The sequence below is a fragment of the Streptomyces sp. NBC_00775 genome (assembly GCF_036347135.1).
Taxonomy (GTDB): Bacteria; Actinomycetota; Actinomycetes; order Streptomycetales; family Streptomycetaceae; genus Streptomyces; species Streptomyces lutosisoli.
The window spans coordinates 10356059-10375903 of sequence record NZ_CP108938.1; the positions used below are offsets into that span (position 1 = coordinate 10356059).

Consider the following 19845-nt stretch of genomic DNA (forward strand, 5'->3'; position numbering starts at 1 on the left):
CTGGTGGCCCACCAGGTTGTCGAGGTGTGAACCATGGTCAGGCCTGTGCGGCCATGTCCCCATTCGCCTTCTGCGGGCTGTCACGGGGACGCCTTGTCGAGCTTGTCACCGAACTCGCGCCACGGTGGGTGGCGCGATGCGAGTCCGTCAGACTGCTGGTCATCACTGCGGCCCGTCATGTTCAGGCTGTCAGTTCGGTTTGATCTGCCACGGGGGAGACGGTGTCCTGGCGGATGTACCACTCGGTGGAGAGAATCCGCTCCCGGACGGCTTCCGGGAGGCCCGCGAGCAGACCCGGTGCGGCCCCTCGCTCCACCTCGGTGCGATGGGCCAGCACGGCAGCCCATTTCTGCTCCAGCCAAGGGCTGACATCGACAGTCGCGGTGATCCGCTCGTCCGGAACACTGTTCATCGCCTTCCCGGCACGGGCCAGGTCGCTCAGCGTCCGTACAGCCGAGTGCGGGTGCGTGGCCAGGTAGAGGGCGCTCGGCTGCCAGGGGTCACCCGCACCCGGATAGAGCCGTTCAAGTCCGGCTGCCTGGACTGCGAGCGTGGTCACCCGGTGGGTGTGCACATGGTCCGGATGACCGGTCAGCCCACCGTAGGCGTCGTGGGTGACCACGACCTCCGGACGAAACTCCCGCACCTGCGCGACCAACCGCCCCACCGTCTCATCGAGCGGCGCATCGCAGAACCGCACGCTGCCCGAAGCTGACTGAGGTGCCCAGGCGTCGGCGTAACCGAGCATGCGAGGCTCGTCTGCGCCGAGGATCCGAAGCGCTTCGGCCAGTTCCGCGCCGCGCTGAGTGTGAGCGGCCCAGGTCGCCGTAACAACCGCAGTTCGAGCCCCTGCGGCCGCGTGCCGGGCAAGCACTCCGCCCGACCACAGGGACTCGTCGTCCGGGTGAGCGAAGACCGCGAGCAGACTCGGCACCGGCATCGACAGATCACCTTCCAGAGCGAAGAGCGCCTGATCGTATGCCTTGATGACGCGCCCAGTTCGGCGTGCGGACCTCCACAATCGACCGGGCTGTCGGCCTTGCCACCGCTACGTTTCACAAGCCGGTTGGCCGGTGAAGGCGAGTGACTCTCGAAGTCGCGTGCATCGGGTAATCAAGCGAGAGTACGACCCCCATTCTCGCGTTGATACGACGGTCGCACCTCGGGGTCTGGCCCAAGTTCTGTGGTGGTGCGTCAGCGCTCAGCGGATCACGTGCCTGATCTGCGACAGCGAGCCGCCGGGCTCCGGGCGTTCAAGCCGCCGGGGTGAGGAACTGGTGGCCGCCGCGCAGCGTGGTGCGCAGTTGGCGCTGGGTCGCGCGGCTGTCGAGGCGTACGTCGAGGCCCCCGGGAAGCTTGCTGTCTGCCCGCAGACCCGTGGGCAGTCGGGAGTGGTCGAGTCCGTCGCGCCTGGCTATGAGGATGCCGAGTTCGTGACGGCTGAGGGCTTCATTGCCACCGAGATGGTGGATGCCGCTCGCATCTTTCGACGCGAGTTCCATGAGAGCTGCGGCCAAGTCGGCCACATGCACCGGGCAACGGATGTCGTCTGTGAACAAGACGCCGGCACCGGGCTCGGCGGCAAGTTCGTGCACAGCACGTTCGTGTACGGACTGCCCGTCGCCGATGATCAGCGAGGTGCGGGCGACCACGGCGTCCGGATGAACGAGAAGAACCCCTGTCTCCGCCGCGGCCTTCGCTGCCCCGTACGGGGTGACGGGATCGGGTAGGCAGGACTCGTCGTAGTGGACGCGGGCGCCGGAGAACACGGCGTCACTGGAGACATGGATCAGCCGGATGCCGGACTTCGCCGCAGCCATCGCCAGACGGACAGGACCCTCGGCCGTGACCGTCCAGTCCGCCTTACCGCTCGATGCGTTGACGATGACACGAGGGCTGACCTCGGCCACGACCGCTTCCACGCTGCCGGGATCCCGCAGGTCGAGGGCGTGCCACGCGACCTCTTGAGTGCTCCCGGGCCTGGTCGCGTAGGTCGCGGCCGTCGTGTCCCCGGCCACTGCCGCTTGCCGGACCAGCTCGGCACCCAAGAACCCGGAACCACCAACGATCAAAACCGTCACGACGCGACACCCTAGCCGGGCCGTGCCGAGAGGAAGCACCACAGAAGTTGAGCCAGAGCCGCAACTCGCGTACACAGCCATCCGGGAATGGCCCCGGGCCCGCCCGGTGTTGCCGCGAGCATGACGACGAATGAGCCCCGCCCCGAGGTGCTGCGATACACCGCCTTCTCCAGTGACCCCGCCGGCGGAAACCCCGCCGGCGTCGTTCTGGACGCCAGCGCCCTGGACGACAGTGACATGCTGGCCATCGCCGCCGATCTCGGATACTCGGAGTCCGCGTTCCTGACCGCGCCCCCGGAGGGCCTCGGCGGCCAGGAGGGACGGGCGTACAGCGTCCGGTACTTCAGCCCCAAGGCCGAGGTGCCGTTCTGCGGGCACGCCACCGTCGCGACCGCCGTCGCGCTTGCCGAGCGGATTGGCTCCGGGGAGCTGGTGTTCGCGACGCGGGCGGGCACCGTGCCGGTGGAGGTGGCCGAGGAGGGCGGGACGTTCCGGGCCACGCTCACCAGTGTCGAGCCGCACATCGAGGAGATCGCCGACGCCGACCTCGATGAGGCGCTCGCCGCGCTCGGCTGGCCGGTAGCCGATCTCGACCCGGCCTTCCCGCCCCGTATCGCGTTCGCCGGCGCCCGCCATCTCGTCCTCGCGGCGGCGACGCGTGCCCGCCTCGCGGATCTCGCGTACGACTTCGCGCGCCTCGAAGCCCTGATGCGCCGCTTGGACCTGACCACGGTCCAGTTGGTATGGCGGGAGTCGGCCACCGTCTTCCATGTCCGTGACCCCTTCCCCGTCGGCGGCGTCGTCGAGGACCCGGCGACCGGCGCCGCGGCCGCCGCGTTCGGTGCGTACGCGCGTGAGCTCGGCCTGGTCCCCGAGGACGCCGTCCTCACCCTGCATCAGGGCGAGGACCTGGGTCGCCCCGGCGAGCTCACCGTGACGCTGCGCGCGGGAGACCCGCGCGTCCATGTCAGCGGCGCAGGAACTCGTATCAGCTGAAGCGTCAGCCATGACGGCAGTGCGGGCACAGATCTCCCCAGTGGTCACGGAGGATCGCAATTCCGTGATCGCCGGGCCCGTGCCTCATCCACTCCCGGGTGCTCCATCGCACCTGTCCGCGCGAGCTCTTCGCGGATGACTTCGGCGGACTTCAGGAGTCCCCGGGAGGCATTTCCTTCTCGTCGAGCATGGTCCCGACTGTCGGGAAGTCCTCTGGGCGTGGGTGTTCCAGGCTGTCCGTGAGGTTCACGAAACACGATGCCGACCCCCAACACGAGCTGCCCGTACGGTCACCGGTCCGGCGTTGCCGTTCCCCCCGGTGCCCGCGGCCACAACGTGCGCCAGGCCGCCGAGCACGTAAAGGTGCCGCAGGCCCAGCCCGTTCACCGGGTACGCGCCTCAGCTCACCGCCTGCTTCACGAGCGCACCGATCCGCGCCTCCACGTCGGCCGTCACCCCGGTCAGGGCGAAACCGGCCGCCCACATCGTGCCGTCGTCCAGCTTCGCCTGGTCGCTGAACCCGAGCGTCGCGTAGCGCGCCTTGAACTTCTCCGCGCTCTGGAAGAAGCAGACGACCTTGCCGTCCAGCGCATAGGCGGGCATCCCGTACCAGAGCTTCGGCGCGAGGGTCGGCGCGCTGGCTGTGATGACGGCATGGACGCGCTCGGCCATGATCCGGTCCGAGTCCTGCATCTCGGCGATCTTCGCGAGCACGTCCCGCTCCGCCTCCGCCGCCTTGTCCGCGCGCGAGCTGCGGCGGGCCGCCGTCTTCAGCTCTTTGGCGTGGTCCTTCATCGCGGCCCGCTCCTCGGCTGTGAATCCCCCGTGCGTGCTGTCGGTGTTGCTCATGGCGGAGTTCCCCCTTGAAGATCTTGATGTGCGGGATCTTGCGAGGGGACCATATCTTGGCCCACTGACAGCCGGGAGCGTTTCTCCTGTCTGCTCACCTCTGATCTTGATATCGATGATCTGCACCGTCATGTCGGTGCGGGGCAGAGGCCGTTGCCCATTGCCCAGGCGCTGGGCACGGATCCGCGCACCCTCCGCTCTGCGCTCACGGGGCATCCGGCTTTGGTGCCGAGCGTCCACCCGAAGCCACGCCGCCGAGGACAACAACCACGGAGGCCGTCGGCCGCGGGGGCCGTCTGCTCTCCAGGGGCGGGGCGTCGGCGTCAGACGATGTGGCGACCGCCGTCCACCGTCAGGACGTCGCCGGTCGTGTACGCCGCGTTGGTGAGGTAGTTCACCGCCTCGGCGACGTCCTCGGGCGTGCCGACGCGATGCAGCGGGGTGTTCGCGGTGATCCACTCCCGGGAGCTCTCCCAGACCTGCTCGGCCTCGTCGTACCAGGGGGTGTCGACCAGGCCCGGCGCGACCGCGTTGACCCTGATGTCGGGGCCGAGTTGGGAGGCGAGCAGGCGGGTCATGTGGTTGAGCGCGGCCTTGCTCACCGCGTAGGGGACGGAGCTGCCCAGGGCGCGGGTGGCTGAGACGGACGAGATGTTGACGACCGAGGCGGCGTCGGACTTCCTCAGATGCGGGACGGCGGCGGCGGTCAGCTGCCATGCGCCGAAGACGTTGACGTCGAAGATCTCCCGCCAGACCTCGACGTCCGCGGCCTCCAGGTCGTCCAGCGGGATGAAGCGGGTGGTGCCCGCGTTGTTCACGAGGATGTCGAGGCGGCCGTAGGCGTCGATCGCGGCCTGGACGATCCGCCGGGCGTCCGCACCATCGGCCACGTCTCCCTGTACGTACACCGCGTCCGGCAACTCGGTCGCGAGATCCTTCCCCGCCACCTCGCTCCGGGCCGAGTTGACGACGATCCGAAAGCCTTCCGCGGCCAGCCGCCGGGCGACGGCGGCTCCGATCCCTGACGACGAACCGGTGATGAGTGCGACGCGGCTGTCCATCATTTACGCCCCCTTGAGTGATTGATCGTTGACGTGTCGAGACGCGAAGCACAGTCTACCGTAAGACGGAATTGATCTTCCGCAATGTGGAAGTTGAGTGGAATCCCTTCCCTGGGAACCCATGCGAATCCGGGCAATGTGGCCCGACCGTCGCACCCTGCTTTCCGGTTGCCGCGGCCCCCGTACGTCCGGGGCGATTCGGTCGTTTCCTCGAGCCCGGTGAGAGCTCGGGTGATCCGCGACAGAACATGAGGGGGGTTCATGGGTGCGCCACGCGTCCGGTCAACTGGCGTCGGCAACGGGGGAGTTCACCGCCTGGTCGCCGAGCGGGTACGGGAGGCGCCCGCGGCGCTGGCCGTACGCGAGGCACCCACCGGCCGCGAACTCAACTACCGGCGCCTGTGGGAGAGTTCCGGCCGCATGGCCGCCCGCCTCGCCGAACACGGCATCGGCCCCGGGAGCGTGGTCGCCCTCGACCTGGACCGGGGCGCCGACCTCGTCGTCGCACTCCTCGGCGTCGTACGCACCGGCGCCTCCTACCTGCCCCTCGACGGCCACGCCACGCATCTTCCGCGTCCTGGCCCACCAGCGCCTCCCCTTCGACCGGCTGGCCGCCCGGCTCGGCCTCGACGGCCTCGCCGACATCGGGTTCGTCCTGCAGAACGCCCCGGCCGTCACCCCCACCGCCCGGTGGGCCCCGCCCGAGCTGCTGCCCACCGGCACCGCCAAGCAGGACCTCTCCCTCGTGCTCATACAGCTGCCAGACCATTTCGGCGGCCACCGCGCCCACGCCTTCTTGGCGGAGCCCAAACCGCGTGTTCGGGCCGTCGTCGTGAGCGGACGGGCAATGTCATCGGTTGCCAGTAGGTTGGTCGCCGTGATGGTGGGCACGGAAGAGACCCGGCTGGTCGTCCTGCGGGGCAACAGCGCGTCGGGCAAGTCGAGCGTCGCGGGAGGCCTCCGCGAGAAGTTCGGCCGGGGCCTGGCCCTGGTCGGCCAGGACAACCTTCGCCGGGTCGTGCTGCGCGAGCGGGACCGGCCGGGCGCGGTGAACGTGGGGCTGATCGACACCGTCGCCCGCTATGCCCTGGACGCCGGGTATCACGTCGTTCTGGAGGGCATCCTGTACACCGACCACTATGGCGACATGCTCGCGCAGCTGCGCGCGGACCACCGCGGTCCGACCCACAGCTATTACCTGCACGTGCCGTTCGCGGAGACTCTCGCCCGCCATGCCAGCAAGCCGATCGCCGGCGAAGTGGGCGAGACGGATCTGCGCGACTGGTACCGGGAACTCGATCTCCTGCCCGGCGGAACCGAGACCGTGATCGGCGCCGACAGTACCCTCGCCGCCACCGTCGATCGCATCATGCTCGACACCGGCCTGGCCGGCCTCCGGGCGCTCTCGTAGAAGCGCCAGGAGGCCGGTCGTGCCCTCCGGTCGCTTCCCGCAGGGGCCTAATCGGAATTCGCGTCCATGCTGAACTACCCGGCAACGGTAGTGACTTCAGCTGAGCAGGCAGCGGTGAGCACGTAGCCGACCTGACGCTCTTCCAGCGCGGACCGCGGCGTCGGGTTGCCGCCGTAGACCTCGTCCCCCGCGACCCAGCCCACGCAGTGCCCGGCGTCGATGAACCGGCCGATCATGCGGGCGGCCGGCTCCGGTTTGGTCGCGAAGACGATGTCCTCGTCCAGGCCCGCGGCCCGGCGTTCAGGTCGGCGTGGAGTTCCTGCTCATCTTCTTCGCCCGCGCCTTCTTGCGCCCGACCCTTCTGAGAATCAACGGCACTCCCACGGCGATGGCCGCCTCCACCGTCGCCAGAATCAAGAATCCTCGGGTGGTGCCCGTGGACAGAGTGATCCCCAAGGCAATGGCAGCACCGACAGAAATCCCCAACGACGGTCGCCAGTCGTCGGTACGGATCACCGTCCAGCACAGCGGCGGGAACGAAAGGGCCGCGACGACGAAGACGGCGGCATACCAGCCGTAGCCGTCCGGCACCCCACACGCGCTTCGTTGGCCGTCGTAATGCCAGTCGCACCCGCCCTCGACAAGCCCGGCCGCCCCCCAGCCGAGGGCGACCAGCGAAGCACAGCCCAGAGAGGACCCCCCACCCCTTGCTGCTCATGCCCGGATCCTACGGGGGGCATCCTGGCTGACCTTCTCGACGACTTCACCCGGTACCTGTGTGCGATCCCGATGGTGAGTAGTCCAACTGCGGTGCCCACAGCGCAGCTCGGCCCGCCCGACGTGCGTGCTGCAACGCCGTGTGCCCCGGGGCTGGATACGCCTGAGGGGCCAGCACATCGTGCTGGCCCCTCAGGCTTCAGTAGCGGGGACAGGATTTGAACCTGCGACCTCTGGGTTATGAGCCCAGCGAGCTACCGAGCTGCTCCACCCCGCGTCGTATGGCTCCACCCTACGCCAACTATCCCGGCCCCGAGACCATGATCGCCTGCCCGCCACGAGGGGCGTCGGCGGTCGAGGCCGCCACTTCCTCGTCGGCGGCCAGGCCGTGAATCCGCGGGCTTCTACCGAGAGTGCATTGAGCGCCGGACGGATTCCCCGGATGGGCTGGCCTTCCCCGCCTTGGCACTGTCCAGACCGGCATCGACGTCTACGGTCGGCGAACGCGTACGGACGCACACCGTCGGGGGAGTGGATGAAGAACTGGGAGAAGTCGCTGCCCGTCCTGGAGGCGCTGCGCGAGCGGGGGCAGGCGGTCGGGCACGGCTGGACGCTGGACACGGAACTCCACCTGCCGCACCAGCAGAACGTCAACGCCACGTTGTGCCGCCGAGCGCACGGAACAGTGGTGGAGGCAGGAGGCCACAGCGGCCCCACTCGCAAAACCGACACCCCCGGCGTGACACGCGGTCACGGGCTCTCCAACCAGTCGGTGTACCAGGTGCGAAAGTCGGGGCTCACTGGGACGAAGCCGCCCCAGTCCGGATCGATCTGCCAGATCTCGCCGGTTCGCGGGTCGTTCAGGATCAGCCGGATGAAGATGCCGCAGCCTTGTTCGGCCAGCATGAGTGTGCCCTGGGGCAGCGCATCGGTCAGTGGGTTGATCCGGCCGGGCAGGGGTTCGGTGAGTGGGAACGGCCGGGCAAGCCGGCCCAGCCGCCGGTCCTGCTCCCACTCGTCGTCCACGGCCCACTCCTCGTCGGCCTCCGGGCGGGGGACGGTCAATGGCATCAACCCGTGGCAGGGACCGGCGCGGCCGTTGCCTACCTCCGCGACGAAGGACCGGTACTGCGTTGGCAGATCGATGCCGTGAGTTTCCTCGAACGCCCGGATCTCCGTCTCCGGCAGCGGAGGCGTCAGCTCGTAGCCGTGCGTGTCCGCCCCGAAGCGCTCCCGCCCCGGGTCCTGTGCCGCCATCTCCCGTATCCGTGCGCGTACGCCGTCCTCGTCCCAGCTCTCCATCCCGCGACCGTAACAATGGCGTCCGCACCCCCTACGCCGTACCTCCGCCATCCGCAGCATGAGCTGCTGAAACCCAGGGCGTGGTCATACGAAAGTGCGGCTCGGCGCGCGGTGTCCGGTCGGACCGCTTCGGCTTGGGCGATCAGTCATGAGGGGGCGTCCAACCGCACAGTTCCGGCGACCGCAGCACGGACAGGCCCTGATAGGTCATCCAGATCGGCCGCAAGTACCGGTCGTCCTCCCATCCCCACACCCCGTCCCGCTGCGACCGCCAGACCGCGGCTAGCGAGGCCTCGAGCCGGTCGACCCGGCGCTGCTCGCTCTCCGCGTCACCGGTCAGGTAGCCGGCAGGGGTACTGAGCAGGGCCCTGGCGACCCAGGCGGCCGTGAAATGCCGCATCACCGCGTGATCATGGCCCCGCTGGGGCGGGGCAAGCGAACGCCCTACGTGCTCGACGCGGTTGTCGAGACTGCCCGCGGTGAGCAACCAGCGCACACCCTGCTCGCGCGACTGCCGGCACTGGACCCCGACCACGAGGGCGGTCACCTCCGGGCGGCCGACGCCAGCGCCGGTCCGGGCCGCCCACCCGCCGTCGGGCAGCCGCAACCGCCATAGCGTCTCCACCAGTTCCGAAGGCGCGAGCCGGCCGTCCGTGGCGCCGAGCGTCAGCACGGTATGCAGTCCATAAGCCGTACCAATGGCCGTCGGCGGCTCCCCGGCCTCCCCTTCCTCCAGGAAATGGGACCAGCCGGTCAGACGCCCCCGCTCCGGGTCGTCCACGGTGGAGCAACTGGCAAGCAGTGCGGCGGTAGTGCCATCGACAAGCCTGGACAGACCGACGAACGGGGCGGTCTGCTGCCCCGGCTCCGGCGTCGCGCGCTGCTCGGAACGATGACGTGCCACGAGGGCCGCTAGACGCACGATGATGCCGGTCGACAGTCCCGCACACATGGCCAGCGCATACCGTGCGCTCGCGCCGGAAATCGTCTCCGGCAGCACACCGACCAGCGACTGGAACACGGCATATGCCGCCGCGAACGGCCCATAGCGCGAAAGCTCCCGTGAGGCAGCCGTCGTACGACTTCGGGACCGAGCGGGCGTGGGTGACTGAACCACCATCTCTCCCCCCGAGACGCCACCCGCCGGACACGGCCCAAACGGGGTGATGCGGATTACGGCAAAATCCCCTGAACGCCACAACAGCGTGCCGCCTGGCCCGGCTCATCTCCCCTGCATCTATCAGGCCCGCCTCAGTCGTTGGCCACTTGGCGAGGTGCGTGATCGGCCGGACACGTCTCACCCGCACGGATCGGGCGCCACAGCGCTCTACGCGCGCGACGGCGGGGCCGTGCGCGATGCCGGACAGCTCGGCTGCCCGGCCGGGGGACGCCGGGAAGCGCAGTGGATGCGTGCCGCCTGAGTTCGGCACGGACCCTGCCCGGGTTCTACCCCACCCGATCAATTCGGCAGTGGGCCGAAGAGGTGCCGGGCAGATGGTGCCGGCGTCGGTTGGGGCCTCAACGCCGCGCGTGGCGGATCTTCAACCGCCCGAACCCCATGGTCCCAGAGATCCGGATCCTCGGCCCGCCGGGGCGGGAGCGTCGCCGGGGCTTGTAGAGCAAGTCCTTCCACCCGGTGCGCAGATGCTCGGCGTCGACGATCGCGTCGCGAGGCACCGTGATCTTGGCCTTGCCGGTGCCGAGTTGCAACTCGATGTCGACTACCGGATGCTCGATGACCGCCCGGGACAGGTCCAAGTGCACCCTTCCGAATGCGGACTCGACCTTGAGGATCCGAGGTACCCGCCATACGCCGCGCCGCTGGATCCGTCCGCTTGCGACGGCAATCGTGGACGTGGTGCCCGCATTCTCCTCTGGGAGCGAGGCCAGAGCCGACACGAGTTCGCCGTGCGTCTTCGCGGTGAGCAACTGGTGGAGGCGTTCGTCCAACTCCTCGTGCGAGATGTGCCCTTCGGCGTACGCCTCCTGCAGGCGTTGCACGGCCGAGTCGCGGTCGTCTTCTCTGGTCAGTCGCGTCGGGTCTTCTGGCAGAGAGGTCACCATTTCACTCTAGTGCCGCACCGGCGATGCGAACGCGCCGAGGTCCGTCGCGGCAAGGCATCCGACAGGAAGGTAGGCCACTCGACATCATGGCCTTGATCGCCCAACCCGGCGAACCTATGCGGTCCAAGCACTGGATCAGCGCGGGGTTCCACACTCAACTTCGCAGCCTTGCGGCGGCTGTTGTCCACGAACGACCCCAGCCGGATCACCTCCCCGTCTACCGTCTCCACGTGCTTGCGCGGCACCCGCATGCGGCCCTTCTTCTGCGTGGTCACATCGGCCACATGGATGCTGCCGCCTCGCTGGCGTGCCGCACCTGGTCGGCGGTCAGGCGTCGCAGGTCCCAGATCAGATCGGTCATATCGGCCGCCGTCGGCTCCGGGGTGTGCGGCTCCTCGGACAGGGTGATGCCGGTCAGAGCGGCCAGATCGCCGGCCGGGATGCCCAGCACGGTCCCGAAATCGGCAACAAGATCGCGACTGAGCTCCTTGCGGCCGGCGCCGACCATTCCGTACGTGGCCGCGGACCAGTACCGGCCGGTCAGGAGGAGAAAGGTCCTGGCCGTGCCCATCCAATCCAGGTTCCGGTATCGGAGCATGCGGACGAGCAGGGCCCCGGGCGGCCCAGCAGGCGGGTCATAGAGCTGCGGGAACGGCGGAGACTGCATGAACTCGCGCTGTGGCAACGACCGGACGAGGTGGCGCAACTCGCTCCGCTTCTCCGGTGGGAGACCTACCGCATGTTTCACGACATACGGGACCCACCTCCGGGCCTCCGCGTCCAGGGGAGCCAGGTCATCCGGAACGGTCACCCCGGCGAACACGAATATGTCTTCGGCGTGCAGACCGAGTGCGGGTCCGAGCTGTCGGAGCAGCGATGGGGTCGGTACGACGCCGTCCAACACGTCCTGGATCTCGGGTTCGGAGACTCCGGTTCGCCGTGCCAGGGCGCCAATGTCCAGGTCTCTGCGATCGGACAACTTGGCCAGCAGCACTCCGAAACCCGGATATCCCGTCATGCCGCCAGCGTAGAGTGGCGATCACCTGCCGGTCCGCTGGGCCGGTCGGCACCCCGCAGCGGGCTGCGTTCGAGACAACACTCCACACACTGTCCGTCCTCGACCTCCGGCACGTACTCGGCGACCTTCCGCACGACACGAAACGCGCCCTTGTCCACGATCGCCACGCCCCCGCCCTGGACGCCCTGCGTGCCGGAACCCGTGCAGACGGACAGGCACTTGCCCTCTGTCGAGGCATTACCCGCTTCCTCGTCGAGGACACCGCCGACCGCCCCGGCACCCGCTCCGCCCTCCAGCGCGCCTACGGCGTCATCCAGCTCAGCCGAGCCTGGGGCGATCTGATCGCCGAGCACCACCCCCACGCGGTACGCCTCTCCATGCGATGAGCCAGCTGGATTCCGGCACGGATGTGGTGAGTGACAGGTTCTCGCCAAAACTTGTTCAAGCGTCGGACGCTCCACCTCCCGCACTGATCGGGTCTCCCGCGACGGCTGTATCAACGCCCGTTTAGGAGGATCTGGTGTCAGCACCGACCCGTAAGAGACGATGGCTCACGATCTGCGCCATCACCGCGTCCGCCGCACTCGTCGCGATACCCGCAGGCGCCGCGTCCGGCCCGGACGGCAGCCCCTTCGGGGCCCGTGCACTCGCCCAACTCGCCTCCGAACGCGCGCAGTCGGTGGGCGGCATCACGCCCAGGGCGAAGGCGGAGGATGACGGCGGTGACGACGGCAACGAGGCCGACGAGATCGCCGAGGGCGCGGATCAGTACGCCGAGGCCCGCACCTCACCCGGCATCGTCGCACCAGGCGCGTACGGCGCCGCCTGGACCAGTCTGACCAACCTGCCGAGCACCGGCGGCAGTTGGCGGAACGTCACCGACCTGCCCTACAACTCCGACGACCCGCGTTACCGCGACTACGACTCCAACTCCAGCGGCGGCTCGGGCAAAGTGACCGGCCGGATGGCCGCGATGGCCGCCGACGACGACGGGTACGTGTACGCGGGCAGTGCGGGCGGCGGAGTGTGGCGCTCCCGTACCGGAGGAGGGCGCTGGCAGCCCATCAGCGACCAACTGCCCTCGCAGTCCACCGGCGCGCTCGCCCTCGACGGGGCAGGGCGGCTGTGGCTGGGCACCGGTGAGGCGACGACGAACGCGGACGCGTACCTCGGCAGCGGCGTCTACGTCCTGTCCGACCCGCGTCACGGCACGTTCTCCTCCCGCAGCCGGGTCGGCGGCGACGAGCTGGAGTCCACCACCGTCCACGAGCTGCGCTTCGGCGGCGGCAAGGTGTGGGCGGCGACCAGCGAGGGTGTGTGGAGCCACTCCACGAAGGCGCTGAAGGGCGCCTGGAAGCTGGAGTTCGCGCCCAACCCCGACTATCTGCCGGGCGGTTCACTCGCGAGTGACCCCTCGGCCGCGTACAAGAACATCGCCAACGACATCGCGATCGACCCGAAGGACCCCTCCAAGGTGGTCCTCGCGGTCGGCTGGCGCAGCGGTGACGACTACAACGGCTTCTACACCAAGGTGAACGGTGCCTGGACGCGGATCACCAGCGGCCTGGGCGACCTGCCGTCCGACGCGGACAACGTCGGCAACGTCACTTTCGCCCGCTCCGCGGACGGCTCGCGCTATTACGCCATCGATCAGTCGCCGGAGCAGCTGAACACCAACCCGGACAGCGGTCTTGAGGGCATCTACGTGTCCAAGTCCGGCTCTCCCGCCGGTCCTTGGACGCAGATCGCCGACTACCAGGGCCTGGCCGCCGACGGCTCGGCGCTCACCTCCAGCGGCTACATGCCAGGCGTGCAGGCTTGGTACAACCAGTTCCTGACCGTCGACCCGGCGAACGCGGAGCATGTGTACGCGGGCCTGGAGGAGGTCTACGAGACCAAGGACGGTGGCAGCAGCTGGTCGACGGTCGGCCCGTACTGGAACTTCGGCTTCTCCTGCTGGAGCATCGACCCGGCCAAGCAGACGGGCGACTGCAACCAGACCACCCACTCCGACCAGCACGGCGTCGCGATCGGCAGCTACCACGGCAAGAGCTTCGTCTACGTCGGCAATGACGGCGGCGTCTACAAGCGCCCGCTCAACGGCGCCCAGGACACCTCCGGACACGCCACCGACTGGACCTCCCTCAATGACGGCACCATCGACACCCTCCAGTACTACTCGGTGGGCGTCGGCAAGGACCTGGCCTACGGCGGAGTCTCCGTCACCGGCGGCCTCCAGGACAACGGCCAGTCCATCCTGCGCAGCAACGACACGGTGATGGGCTCCAACTTCGGCGGCGACGGCGGCGACACGCTCACCGACCCGGCCAACGGCTGCAACATCGCCGAGGAATATGTCTACCTCGCCATCCAGGTGACCCAGAACTGCGCCGTCAACGACGGCAGTTGGATCACCGACTCCAGCAAGATCACGTCGTACAACGTCGCCCCCGCCGACAACGCCACCGGCGAGGCCCGCTTCATCGCCCCGATCACGGCCGACGCGAAGAACAGCTCGACCTGGATCGCCGGCGGCCGCCACATCTGGGTCCAGACCCACGGCTACGCCATCCGCAGCGGCTCGGAGTGGACCAGCGTGTACGACTTGGGCGCCGGGCACACCGCGACCGCCGTCGCGGCCGCGGGCGGCAAGGTCTACGCGGCCTGGTGCGGCCCCTGCAACAACCAGGGCTTCGCGCGCGGCATCTCCGTCGGCAACGCGGACGGCACCGGCTGGCACGACATCACTCTCCCGGCCACCGGCGTGGACGGCACCGTCCCCAATCGCTACCTCAGCGGCTTCGCCATCGACCCCAAGAACGCCGACCACGTCTTCCTCGCGGTCAACGGCTTCTCCCGGCACTGGACCGAAGGACCCGGCGCCGGCGTCGGCCACGTCTTCGAGTCCACCGACGGCGGCACCACCTGGAAGGACATCTCGAAGAACCTCCCCGACGTGCCGACCAACTCCGCCGTCGTCACGCCGAACGGCGGCCTCGCCGTCGCCACCGACCTCGGCGTCGTCTACCGCGCACCGGGCCGCACCACGTGGCAGCGCGTCGGCAACCTCCCGGCCGTCGCCGTGCTCCAGCTCAAGCTGAGCCCGGACGGCACCACCCTGTACGCGGCCACCCACGGCCGCGGCATCTACACGATCAAGGTGCGTGACTGCGAATGACGAAGCGGCGTCGCAGGGGTGATCCCGGGTTCACCGGGGTCACCCCTGCGACGTGTACGGCACCACACTCACGTGCAACGTGAAGGCGACGCGCGGCGCGCCCGCCACGTCCGGCGCCTTCGCCAGCGCGGTGACGTCGGCCGTACCGCCCCTTGTCCCAGCGCAGCGCAGCGAGGCTCGGGCGGTGCCGTCCGCGTCCAGCTTCCATCCGGACGCCAGGACGAGGACCGGCGCGGAACTCTGCACGTCCGTCCACCGCTTGTCGTCCGTTCGGGGCTCCAGGACGAGGGACACCACGGTCCCGGGCCGCACGCACAGCCGCTGGTCGGACGCGTCAGCGGGGGTGACGGTGACTGTGGCTTCCCCGGCGGCACAGCTTCCCGCCGAAGCGGGGGGAGTGGTGGCCGGCCCGGACGGGCTTGGCCCGGTCGGAGTCGCGGGCACGGTCGGAGTCGCGGGCACGGTCGGGCTCGCGGGTGCCGCCGAGGACGGTGCCTCCGACAGCCCTTCCGAGCGGCTCCCGGATGGCCCTGCGGCCGATCCGCCACCCGCCGACGCTCCGCAGGCCGCCAGGACGAATACGCCGGCGACCATCCATCCCCCAGCCCAGTTCCGCATGCCAACACCTCCCGGCTCGCCCGTACGACCACCAGCATGCCCCGCCGTCGCCGATGAAGGTCCCGTGGTGGCGGCCCTGCTGTTCTCCGGTCGTAGATTCCCTCGCCGGTCGGGGTGATGGGGATTCTTGAAAACGGGTCTGGTCGGCATTTCGTGACGGTCACGATCACGTAGTCCTCGGCCTCTGTGAACGGCCCCGGCATTCCCCATGGGGAAGCTCATGGACTTCCCCATGGGGATCCCGAACGCACTCCCGTGGCTTTCCGGTCCTGCCGACGCAGCGGCGCACACTCAGGGCCATCCGACAGATGCAGCCTTGGCCCGTCGGTGTCGGTCAGTAGCCGATGGTGAAGCGACGTTGGACGAAGCGCGGCAGTTCTGCCTCGTCGACAAGGGCGACGGCGGAGTCCTCCATGGAGATACGGCTGCGCCCTTCCGCGTCGAGTACCGGCTGGTCGCCCCCGATGCGGAACCGGCCCGTACGTTCGCCGGGTGCGATGTCCTCCGCGGGGCTGAAGTAGGTCCACAGCCGGTTGGAGGTGCGCAGGACGTTCAGGGCGTCGCGGTGGCCGCGCACCGCGGCGGCGTACTCCCTCGGCAGGCCGATCGCGTCGAGGGTTTCGTGCAGGAGTTCGTCGGAGTCGGCCCGTACGACTCCGGGCTCGATCTCCAGGCTGCCGGCACCGCCGATGACGATGAGCCGGGTCCGTGGGTGGCTTTCCAGCGCCTTCAGCAGTGCGCGCGCGGCGGTGACGTACACCGTGGGATCGGCGATCGAGCGGGCCACGGTGTCGGCGATGTCCCTGGCGGCGTTTCCGGGCTGGAATCCGCTGATCAGTACGTCGAGGCCGGATATGACGGCGGCGACGGCGTCGGCGTCCAGGACGTCGACGCTCTTCCAGACGACGTTCTTGCGGTCCTCGTCGATCCGCGTGGCGTCACGGCTGAACGCCGTGACGTGATGCCCCCGGTTGAGGGCTTCGGTGACGACGCGACTGCCGATGCCGCCTGTGGCCCCGATGACTCCGATGTGCATGGCTCTCCCTGGGTGGTTGCTCGCACCGCCGCCTACCTTCACGGCGCACAGAGACTATACGGCGTGAAGTATTAATACGGCGCACAGTATTGTGACGCTGTAGAGTGAGTGGCCATGGAAAGCGTGGGAAACACCAAGGGGCGCCGCGAGCGACTGAGGGCCGAGACGACCGCAGAGATCAAGAAGGTCGCGCTGGAGTTGATGGCCTCGGGGGGACCGGACGCGATCACGCTGCGGGCCATCGCGCGCGAGATGGGCATGACGGCCAACGCCATCTACGGCTACTTCGCCACCCGCGACGACCTGGTCACCACGCTGATCAACAACGTCTACACCTCGCTGGCCGACACCGTGGACGCCGCCTGGGGCGCCGCCCCCGCTCAGGATCCGGCCGCCGGGATCCAGGCATGGGCCCGCGCCTTCAGGAACTGGGCGCTGGCCAACCCCGAGGGCTTCCGCCTCATCTACGGCGACCCCGTCCCCGGCTACCGGCCGCCCGAAGGCGGTGCCGCTCCGGAAGCCGCCCGCCGTGTCTGCACCGGCATAACCGCACTCGCGGCCACGGCCTGGCCGCACGCCGAACTCCGTTACTCGAACAGCGACTTCGAGTGGTCCGACTTCGACCTCGGCCTGCTGGACAAGGTCCGCCCGGCCTTCCCCGATCTGCCTCCGGCCGCCGTGGCCCTCGCCCTGCGTATCTGGAGCCACCTGCACGGCCTGGTGTCGCTGGAGATCTACGGCCACCTGCAGACCCAGGCCCTCAGCCCGGAAAAGCTCTTCCGCGAAGAACTGGCCCAGCTCATCCGCTCCTTGGACATCCCACCGCAGAGCTGACTGCCCTGCGCAAGCGACACAGCTACAGCACCGCTGACTCGCCTCCGTAGGGCAAGCAACTACCGCCGGGGCATCAATCCCACGAGCGTGCGCGCCGCTGCCGGGGGTGCTTCCCCCTGTGGAATTGCAGGATGCTCAAGCCGCCGTCAATGGGGAAATACTTGACCCTCGACAGCGTCGTGTTTGCCTGCGGGAATGCCCTGGCCATGGGGGTTCTGTCCGCGTTGAAGGACGTGCTGTTCCCGGATGCCGTGGGGATGATGCTGGACCGGTTGGCCGAGGTGGACGGGGTGGTTGTGGCCGAAGCCCACAGCGTCGTACCGGAGTTGACGTGTCCGGACTGCACCACCGTCTCGCGCCGGGTGCACAGCCGATACGGACGACGGCTCGCCGAGTACCCGGTCGGCGGGCGCCGCGTGGTGGTGAGGCTGGAGGTCCGGCGGTTCTTCTGCGACGCCGCCGACTGCGGGTGCCGGACGTTCGTCGAGCAGGTCGAAGGCCTGACCACGCGCTAGGCCCGGGCCGGGCCCGGCGTGAAGACGCTGTGTCGGTCCTTCGCACTGACGGCGGACGGCCGACCGGGGATGCGGCTGTGCCGCTCGCTGGCCGTACCCACAGGCCGGGCCCGGCTGCTCAGCCAGCTGCACCCGACCGACGTTCCCGCCCGGAGCCCGCGAGTGCTGGGCGTCGACGACTTCGCCTTCCGCCGCTCACGCACCTACGGAACCATCCTGGTCGACGTCGAGACCTCCACCCCCATCGACCTGTTGCCCGACCGCACCAGCGAGACGCTCGCCGCCTGGCTCACCGCGCACCCCGGCGAGCCTCCGCGAAAACCCGTTAGTGGACCACGGCGACCACTGCTAATCTTCCCGAGGCCGGGCGAGAGAACGAGGAGGTGGTACCCGTGAACGCAGTATTGACATGGGTGCTCCCCTCCGGGGTCACGGTCGGGCGATAGGTCGTCCGGGAGCGCCGCTCTGAGCACTCCCGAAAGGCACGACCATGCATTTCACTTCCGAACAGCGCCTCGATGACGGCGTCCTCGAGCGCGAATTCACCCTCGGCGAGATCCCCGGCATCCTGTGGACGCCCGCGCCCGCATCCGTACCGGCGCCGCTGATCCTGATCGGCCACCCCCCACTCGGACTGCGCAAGATGTACCCCCGACTGGTGGCGCGGGCCCAGCACGCCGCGGCGGAGGGCTTCGCCTCGGCCACCATCGAGCTTCCCGGAAGCGGTGACCGGCCCCGTTGGGCCGCCGTCGAGCAGGCCCGCGCCGACCTGCGCCGGGCGATGGAGGCCGGCGAGCCGGTCAGCGACGAGGTCATCGACGCCCTCATCCTCCCGCTGGTCGACAAGGCGGTCCCGGAATGGCAGGCCACCCTGGACGCCCTCCTGTCGCTGCCCGAGATCGGCGGCCCGGTCGGGTACTCGGGGGGAGTGATCTCCATCGGAATCCGGCTTGCGGTGGTCGAGCCGCGCATCGTGGCCGCCGGTTTCTTCGCCGGGAGTTTCGTGCCTCGCGCCATGTTCGAGGAGGCCCGCCAGGTCACCATTCCGCTGCATGTCCTGCTGCAGTGGGACGACGAAGGGAACGACCGGCAGGCGGCCCTGGACCTGTTCGACGCCTTCGGCTCCAAGGAGAAGTCCCTGCACGCCAATATGGGCGGTCACACCGGCGTCCCGCAGTTCGCGGGGGACGTCGCGGCCCAGTTCTTCACCCGGCACCTGAAGTGAGGCCGGGCCGTCAGGCCGGCAGCAGCTCCAGATGATCACCGTGAGCGTGGTCCTGCTGGCGCTCGCGGCCGTGGTCGCCTGGGGCCGCTTCGGCCCGCACGCCTTCTAGTTCCTGGCGCCGTCACCCACCCGTCGACGGAGACCTGCGACGGGTGGGTGACGCGGGCGGCAACCACCCCAGGGTCAGCTGTGCTGCGGCACCCCCGCGGATCTCGCCCCACGATGTCGCCGCCGTCTGGCTGATGGTGCCCGGCGGAACGGGCGTCCCAGCGCCGGTGGTGGCCGAGACCCGCCGCACCGCCGGACGGATCGCGGCCGGCCGTGGCTGAGGACTGGCTGCGGACGAGGCCGGCGTGCGGGGAGCATGCCGAGGTGATCGGCGAACTGCGCGCCCTGGTCGTGGAACAGCCCCTCAGAGAACGGCTGTGGGCACTGCTCATGCTGGCCCTGCACCGGACGGGGCGCCGGGCCGACGCCCTCGGCGCCTACGACCAGGCGCGGGCACGGCTCGTCGACGAGCTGGGCCTGGACCCGGGACGGGAACTGTCGGCACTGCACCAGCGGATCCTCAACGGCGACCCGACCCTCACCGCCGGGACAACGGGAACGCCGGAACTCTTCGCGGGGCGATGACCGCCCTATCGTCCCTGGGCCTGTCGCCGGAGTTGCGGATGTCTATCACGCCGGCGAGGGCGGTGATTTCGGCGGGCCGCACGACGCCGCCCGGCTGGAGTTGCCGAGCCCCCGCATCCGTCCCGCGCGAGGGACTGCGGCCCCTGCGCGAACCGGACGCCGTCGGGCTGGAGGACGACGATGACGGCGGCGACGGTGGTTGAGACCGCCCGATGCGAGACCTGACCGACTTCTGTCTGGTGTCGTGGGTGGGCCCTGGCTCCTCCCGCCGGTCCCACCGGGAGTGAGAGAGCGAGGCCATCTCGTG

Annotated in this window: 22 protein-coding genes, 1 tRNA gene and 2 pseudogenes; 12 read left to right on the plus strand and 13 right to left on the minus strand. The window is 69.3% G+C overall.

The genetic code is table 11. The annotated features are described in order from the left end of the window. Positions 1 to 181 precede the first annotated feature (181 nt). Together OIC96_RS46130 and OIC96_RS46135 are read right to left on the minus strand one after the other, a co-directional pair. Complete coding sequence (locus OIC96_RS46130; protein ID WP_330302077.1) at positions 182 to 940, minus strand: PIG-L family deacetylase; 759 nt, start codon at positions 938 to 940, stop codon at positions 182 to 184. Positions 941 to 1253: 313 nt separating this feature from the next. Next, positions 1254 to 2081, minus strand: a complete 828-nt coding sequence (locus OIC96_RS46135) for an SDR family oxidoreductase (RefSeq protein ID WP_330302076.1) — start codon at positions 2079 to 2081, stop codon at positions 1254 to 1256. Positions 2082 to 2201: 120 nt separating this feature from the next. On the opposite strand from OIC96_RS46135, the gene OIC96_RS46140 reads away from it, so the two are divergent. Beyond that, positions 2202 to 3077 (plus strand): PhzF family phenazine biosynthesis protein, encoded by an 876-nt coding sequence (locus tag OIC96_RS46140; RefSeq protein ID WP_330302075.1) that lies wholly within the window; start codon positions 2202 to 2204, stop codon positions 3075 to 3077. A 399-nt stretch (positions 3078 to 3476) separates the two neighbouring features. Here the strand turns inward: OIC96_RS46140 and OIC96_RS46145 are convergent, their stop codons facing one another. Next, a complete protein-coding gene (locus tag OIC96_RS46145; protein ID WP_330302074.1) occupies positions 3477 to 3926 on the minus strand; it encodes an iron chaperone in 450 nt (149 codons plus the stop codon). Positions 3927 to 4249: 323 nt separating this feature from the next. Beyond that, positions 4250 to 4990, minus strand: coding sequence for an SDR family NAD(P)-dependent oxidoreductase (locus OIC96_RS46150; RefSeq protein ID WP_330302073.1), 741 nt, complete (start codon positions 4988 to 4990; stop codon positions 4250 to 4252). Between the two features lie 258 nt (positions 4991 to 5248). Here OIC96_RS46150 and OIC96_RS50005 point away from each other — a divergent pair, with 258 nt between their 5' ends. After that, on the plus strand, positions 5249 to 5854 hold the full coding sequence (locus OIC96_RS50005) for an AMP-binding protein (protein WP_406501246.1): 606 nt from the start codon (positions 5249 to 5251) through the stop codon (positions 5852 to 5854). A gap of 13 nt (positions 5855 to 5867) precedes the next feature. Beyond that, the gene (locus OIC96_RS46160) at positions 5868 to 6398 is read left to right on the plus strand and encodes an AAA family ATPase (protein ID WP_330309952.1); all 531 of its coding nucleotides are present in this window, start codon (positions 5868 to 5870) and stop codon (positions 6396 to 6398) included. Between the two features lie 77 nt (positions 6399 to 6475). Here OIC96_RS46160 and OIC96_RS46165 read toward each other — a convergent pair. From OIC96_RS46165 to OIC96_RS46190, 7 genes and pseudogenes are all read right to left on the minus strand, one after another. Beyond that, a pseudogene (locus tag OIC96_RS46165) lies at positions 6476 to 6703 on the minus strand (IS701 family transposase); the annotation flags it as partial. Further along, positions 6699 to 6989 (minus strand): hypothetical protein, encoded by a 291-nt coding sequence (locus OIC96_RS50010; RefSeq protein WP_406501245.1) that lies wholly within the window; start codon positions 6987 to 6989, stop codon positions 6699 to 6701. The pseudogene OIC96_RS46165 and the gene OIC96_RS50010, both read right to left, overlap by 5 nt. A 329-nt stretch (positions 6990 to 7318) precedes the next feature. Next, positions 7319 to 7392: transfer RNA gene (locus OIC96_RS46170), tRNA-Met, on the minus strand. A gap of 473 nt (positions 7393 to 7865) precedes the next feature. After that, the gene (locus OIC96_RS46175; RefSeq protein WP_330302071.1) at positions 7866 to 8417 is read right to left on the minus strand and encodes an SMI1/KNR4 family protein; all 552 of its coding nucleotides are present in this window, start codon (positions 8415 to 8417) and stop codon (positions 7866 to 7868) included. A 142-nt stretch (positions 8418 to 8559) separates the two neighbouring features. Then, entirely contained in the window at positions 8560 to 9438 is an 879-nt protein-coding gene (locus OIC96_RS46180) for a hypothetical protein (RefSeq protein ID WP_330302070.1), read from the minus strand. A gap of 497 nt (positions 9439 to 9935) precedes the next feature. Beyond that, the gene (locus OIC96_RS46185) at positions 9936 to 10478 is read right to left on the minus strand and encodes a DUF1707 SHOCT-like domain-containing protein (protein ID WP_330302069.1); all 543 of its coding nucleotides are present in this window, start codon (positions 10476 to 10478) and stop codon (positions 9936 to 9938) included. A gap of 274 nt (positions 10479 to 10752) precedes the next feature. Further along, complete coding sequence (locus OIC96_RS46190; RefSeq protein WP_330302068.1) at positions 10753 to 11499, minus strand: helix-turn-helix domain-containing protein; 747 nt, start codon at positions 11497 to 11499, stop codon at positions 10753 to 10755. Positions 11500 to 11579: 80 nt separating this feature from the next. Between OIC96_RS46190 and OIC96_RS46195 the strand changes: the two are divergent. Then, positions 11580 to 11879 (plus strand): annotated as a pseudogene (locus OIC96_RS46195) (L-tyrosine/L-tryptophan isonitrile synthase family protein); the annotation flags it as partial. Between the two features lie 140 nt (positions 11880 to 12019). Next, positions 12020 to 14677 carry a glycosyl hydrolase gene (locus OIC96_RS46200; RefSeq protein WP_330302067.1) on the plus strand — a complete coding sequence of 886 codons (2658 nt, stop codon included), beginning with the start codon at positions 12020 to 12022 and terminating at the stop codon, positions 14675 to 14677. A gap of 39 nt (positions 14678 to 14716) precedes the next feature. Here OIC96_RS46200 and OIC96_RS46205 read toward each other — a convergent pair whose 3' ends face one another. Both OIC96_RS46205 and OIC96_RS46210 read right to left on the minus strand, forming a co-directional pair. Continuing rightward, complete coding sequence (locus OIC96_RS46205; protein WP_330302066.1) at positions 14717 to 15295, minus strand: hypothetical protein; 579 nt, start codon at positions 15293 to 15295, stop codon at positions 14717 to 14719. Between the two features lie 334 nt (positions 15296 to 15629). Next, on the minus strand, positions 15630 to 16331 hold the full coding sequence (locus tag OIC96_RS46210) for an NAD(P)-dependent oxidoreductase (RefSeq protein WP_330302065.1): 702 nt from the start codon (positions 16329 to 16331) through the stop codon (positions 15630 to 15632). Between the two features lie 114 nt (positions 16332 to 16445). Between OIC96_RS46210 and OIC96_RS46215 the strand changes: the two genes are divergently transcribed. The 7 genes from OIC96_RS46215 (at position 16446) to OIC96_RS46245 (ending at position 19741) form a co-directional block, all read left to right on the plus strand. Further along, positions 16446 to 17165: a TetR/AcrR family transcriptional regulator gene (locus tag OIC96_RS46215; RefSeq protein WP_330302064.1), complete on the plus strand. Its 720-nt coding sequence runs from the start codon at positions 16446 to 16448 to the stop codon at positions 17163 to 17165. A 131-nt stretch (positions 17166 to 17296) separates the two neighbouring features. Beyond that, positions 17297 to 17680, plus strand: a complete 384-nt coding sequence (locus tag OIC96_RS46220) for a transposase family protein (protein ID WP_330302063.1) — start codon at positions 17297 to 17299, stop codon at positions 17678 to 17680. Between the two features lie 18 nt (positions 17681 to 17698). Next, entirely contained in the window at positions 17699 to 18076 is a 378-nt protein-coding gene (locus OIC96_RS46225; RefSeq protein WP_330302062.1) for a transposase, read from the plus strand. 94 nt (positions 18077 to 18170) lie between these two features. Next, complete coding sequence (locus OIC96_RS46230; protein ID WP_330302061.1) at positions 18171 to 18905, plus strand: alpha/beta hydrolase; 735 nt, start codon at positions 18171 to 18173, stop codon at positions 18903 to 18905. Positions 18906 to 19057: 152 nt separating this feature from the next. Continuing rightward, positions 19058 to 19234, plus strand: a complete 177-nt coding sequence (locus OIC96_RS46235) for a hypothetical protein (protein WP_330302060.1) — start codon at positions 19058 to 19060, stop codon at positions 19232 to 19234. Then, the gene (locus OIC96_RS46240) at positions 19227 to 19538 is read left to right on the plus strand and encodes an AfsR/SARP family transcriptional regulator (RefSeq protein WP_330302059.1); all 312 of its coding nucleotides are present in this window, start codon (positions 19227 to 19229) and stop codon (positions 19536 to 19538) included. The genes OIC96_RS46235 and OIC96_RS46240 overlap by 8 nt, the downstream gene beginning before the upstream one ends. Before the next feature lie 38 nt (positions 19539 to 19576). Continuing rightward, positions 19577 to 19741: a hypothetical protein gene (locus tag OIC96_RS46245; protein ID WP_330302058.1), complete on the plus strand. Its 165-nt coding sequence runs from the start codon at positions 19577 to 19579 to the stop codon at positions 19739 to 19741. The last annotated feature ends 104 nt before the right edge of the window (positions 19742 to 19845 follow it).

Excerpts from the sequence above, each read along its gene's own strand:
- OIC96_RS46130 (WP_330302077.1), bottom strand. The coding sequence starts at position 940 with ATGCCGGTGCCGAGTCTGCTCGCGGTCTTCGCTCACCCGGACGACGAG.
- OIC96_RS46140 (WP_330302075.1), top strand. The coding sequence starts at position 2,202 with ATGACGACGAATGAGCCCCGCCCCGAGGTGCTGCGATACACCGCCTTC.
- OIC96_RS46145 (WP_330302074.1), bottom strand. The coding sequence starts at position 3,926 with ATGAGCAACACCGACAGCACGCACGGGGGATTCACAGCCGAGGAGCGG.
- OIC96_RS46150 (WP_330302073.1), bottom strand. The coding sequence starts at position 4,990 with ATGATGGACAGCCGCGTCGCACTCATCACCGGTTCGTCGTCAGGGATC.
- OIC96_RS50005 (WP_406501246.1), top strand. The coding sequence starts at position 5,249 with ATGGGTGCGCCACGCGTCCGGTCAACTGGCGTCGGCAACGGGGGAGTT.
- OIC96_RS46160 (WP_330309952.1), top strand. The coding sequence starts at position 5,868 with ATGGTGGGCACGGAAGAGACCCGGCTGGTCGTCCTGCGGGGCAACAGC.
- OIC96_RS46175 (WP_330302071.1), bottom strand. The coding sequence starts at position 8,417 with ATGGAGAGCTGGGACGAGGACGGCGTACGCGCACGGATACGGGAGATG.
- OIC96_RS46190 (WP_330302068.1), bottom strand. The coding sequence starts at position 11,499 with ATGACGGGATATCCGGGTTTCGGAGTGCTGCTGGCCAAGTTGTCCGAT.
- OIC96_RS46205 (WP_330302066.1), bottom strand. The coding sequence starts at position 15,295 with ATGCGGAACTGGGCTGGGGGATGGATGGTCGCCGGCGTATTCGTCCTG.
- OIC96_RS46210 (WP_330302065.1), bottom strand. The coding sequence starts at position 16,331 with ATGCACATCGGAGTCATCGGGGCCACAGGCGGCATCGGCAGTCGCGTC.
- OIC96_RS46215 (WP_330302064.1), top strand. The coding sequence starts at position 16,446 with ATGGAAAGCGTGGGAAACACCAAGGGGCGCCGCGAGCGACTGAGGGCC.
- OIC96_RS46220 (WP_330302063.1), top strand. The coding sequence starts at position 17,297 with ATGCTCAAGCCGCCGTCAATGGGGAAATACTTGACCCTCGACAGCGTC.
- OIC96_RS46230 (WP_330302061.1), top strand. The coding sequence starts at position 18,171 with ATGCATTTCACTTCCGAACAGCGCCTCGATGACGGCGTCCTCGAGCGC.
- OIC96_RS46245 (WP_330302058.1), top strand. The coding sequence starts at position 19,577 with ATGTCTATCACGCCGGCGAGGGCGGTGATTTCGGCGGGCCGCACGACG.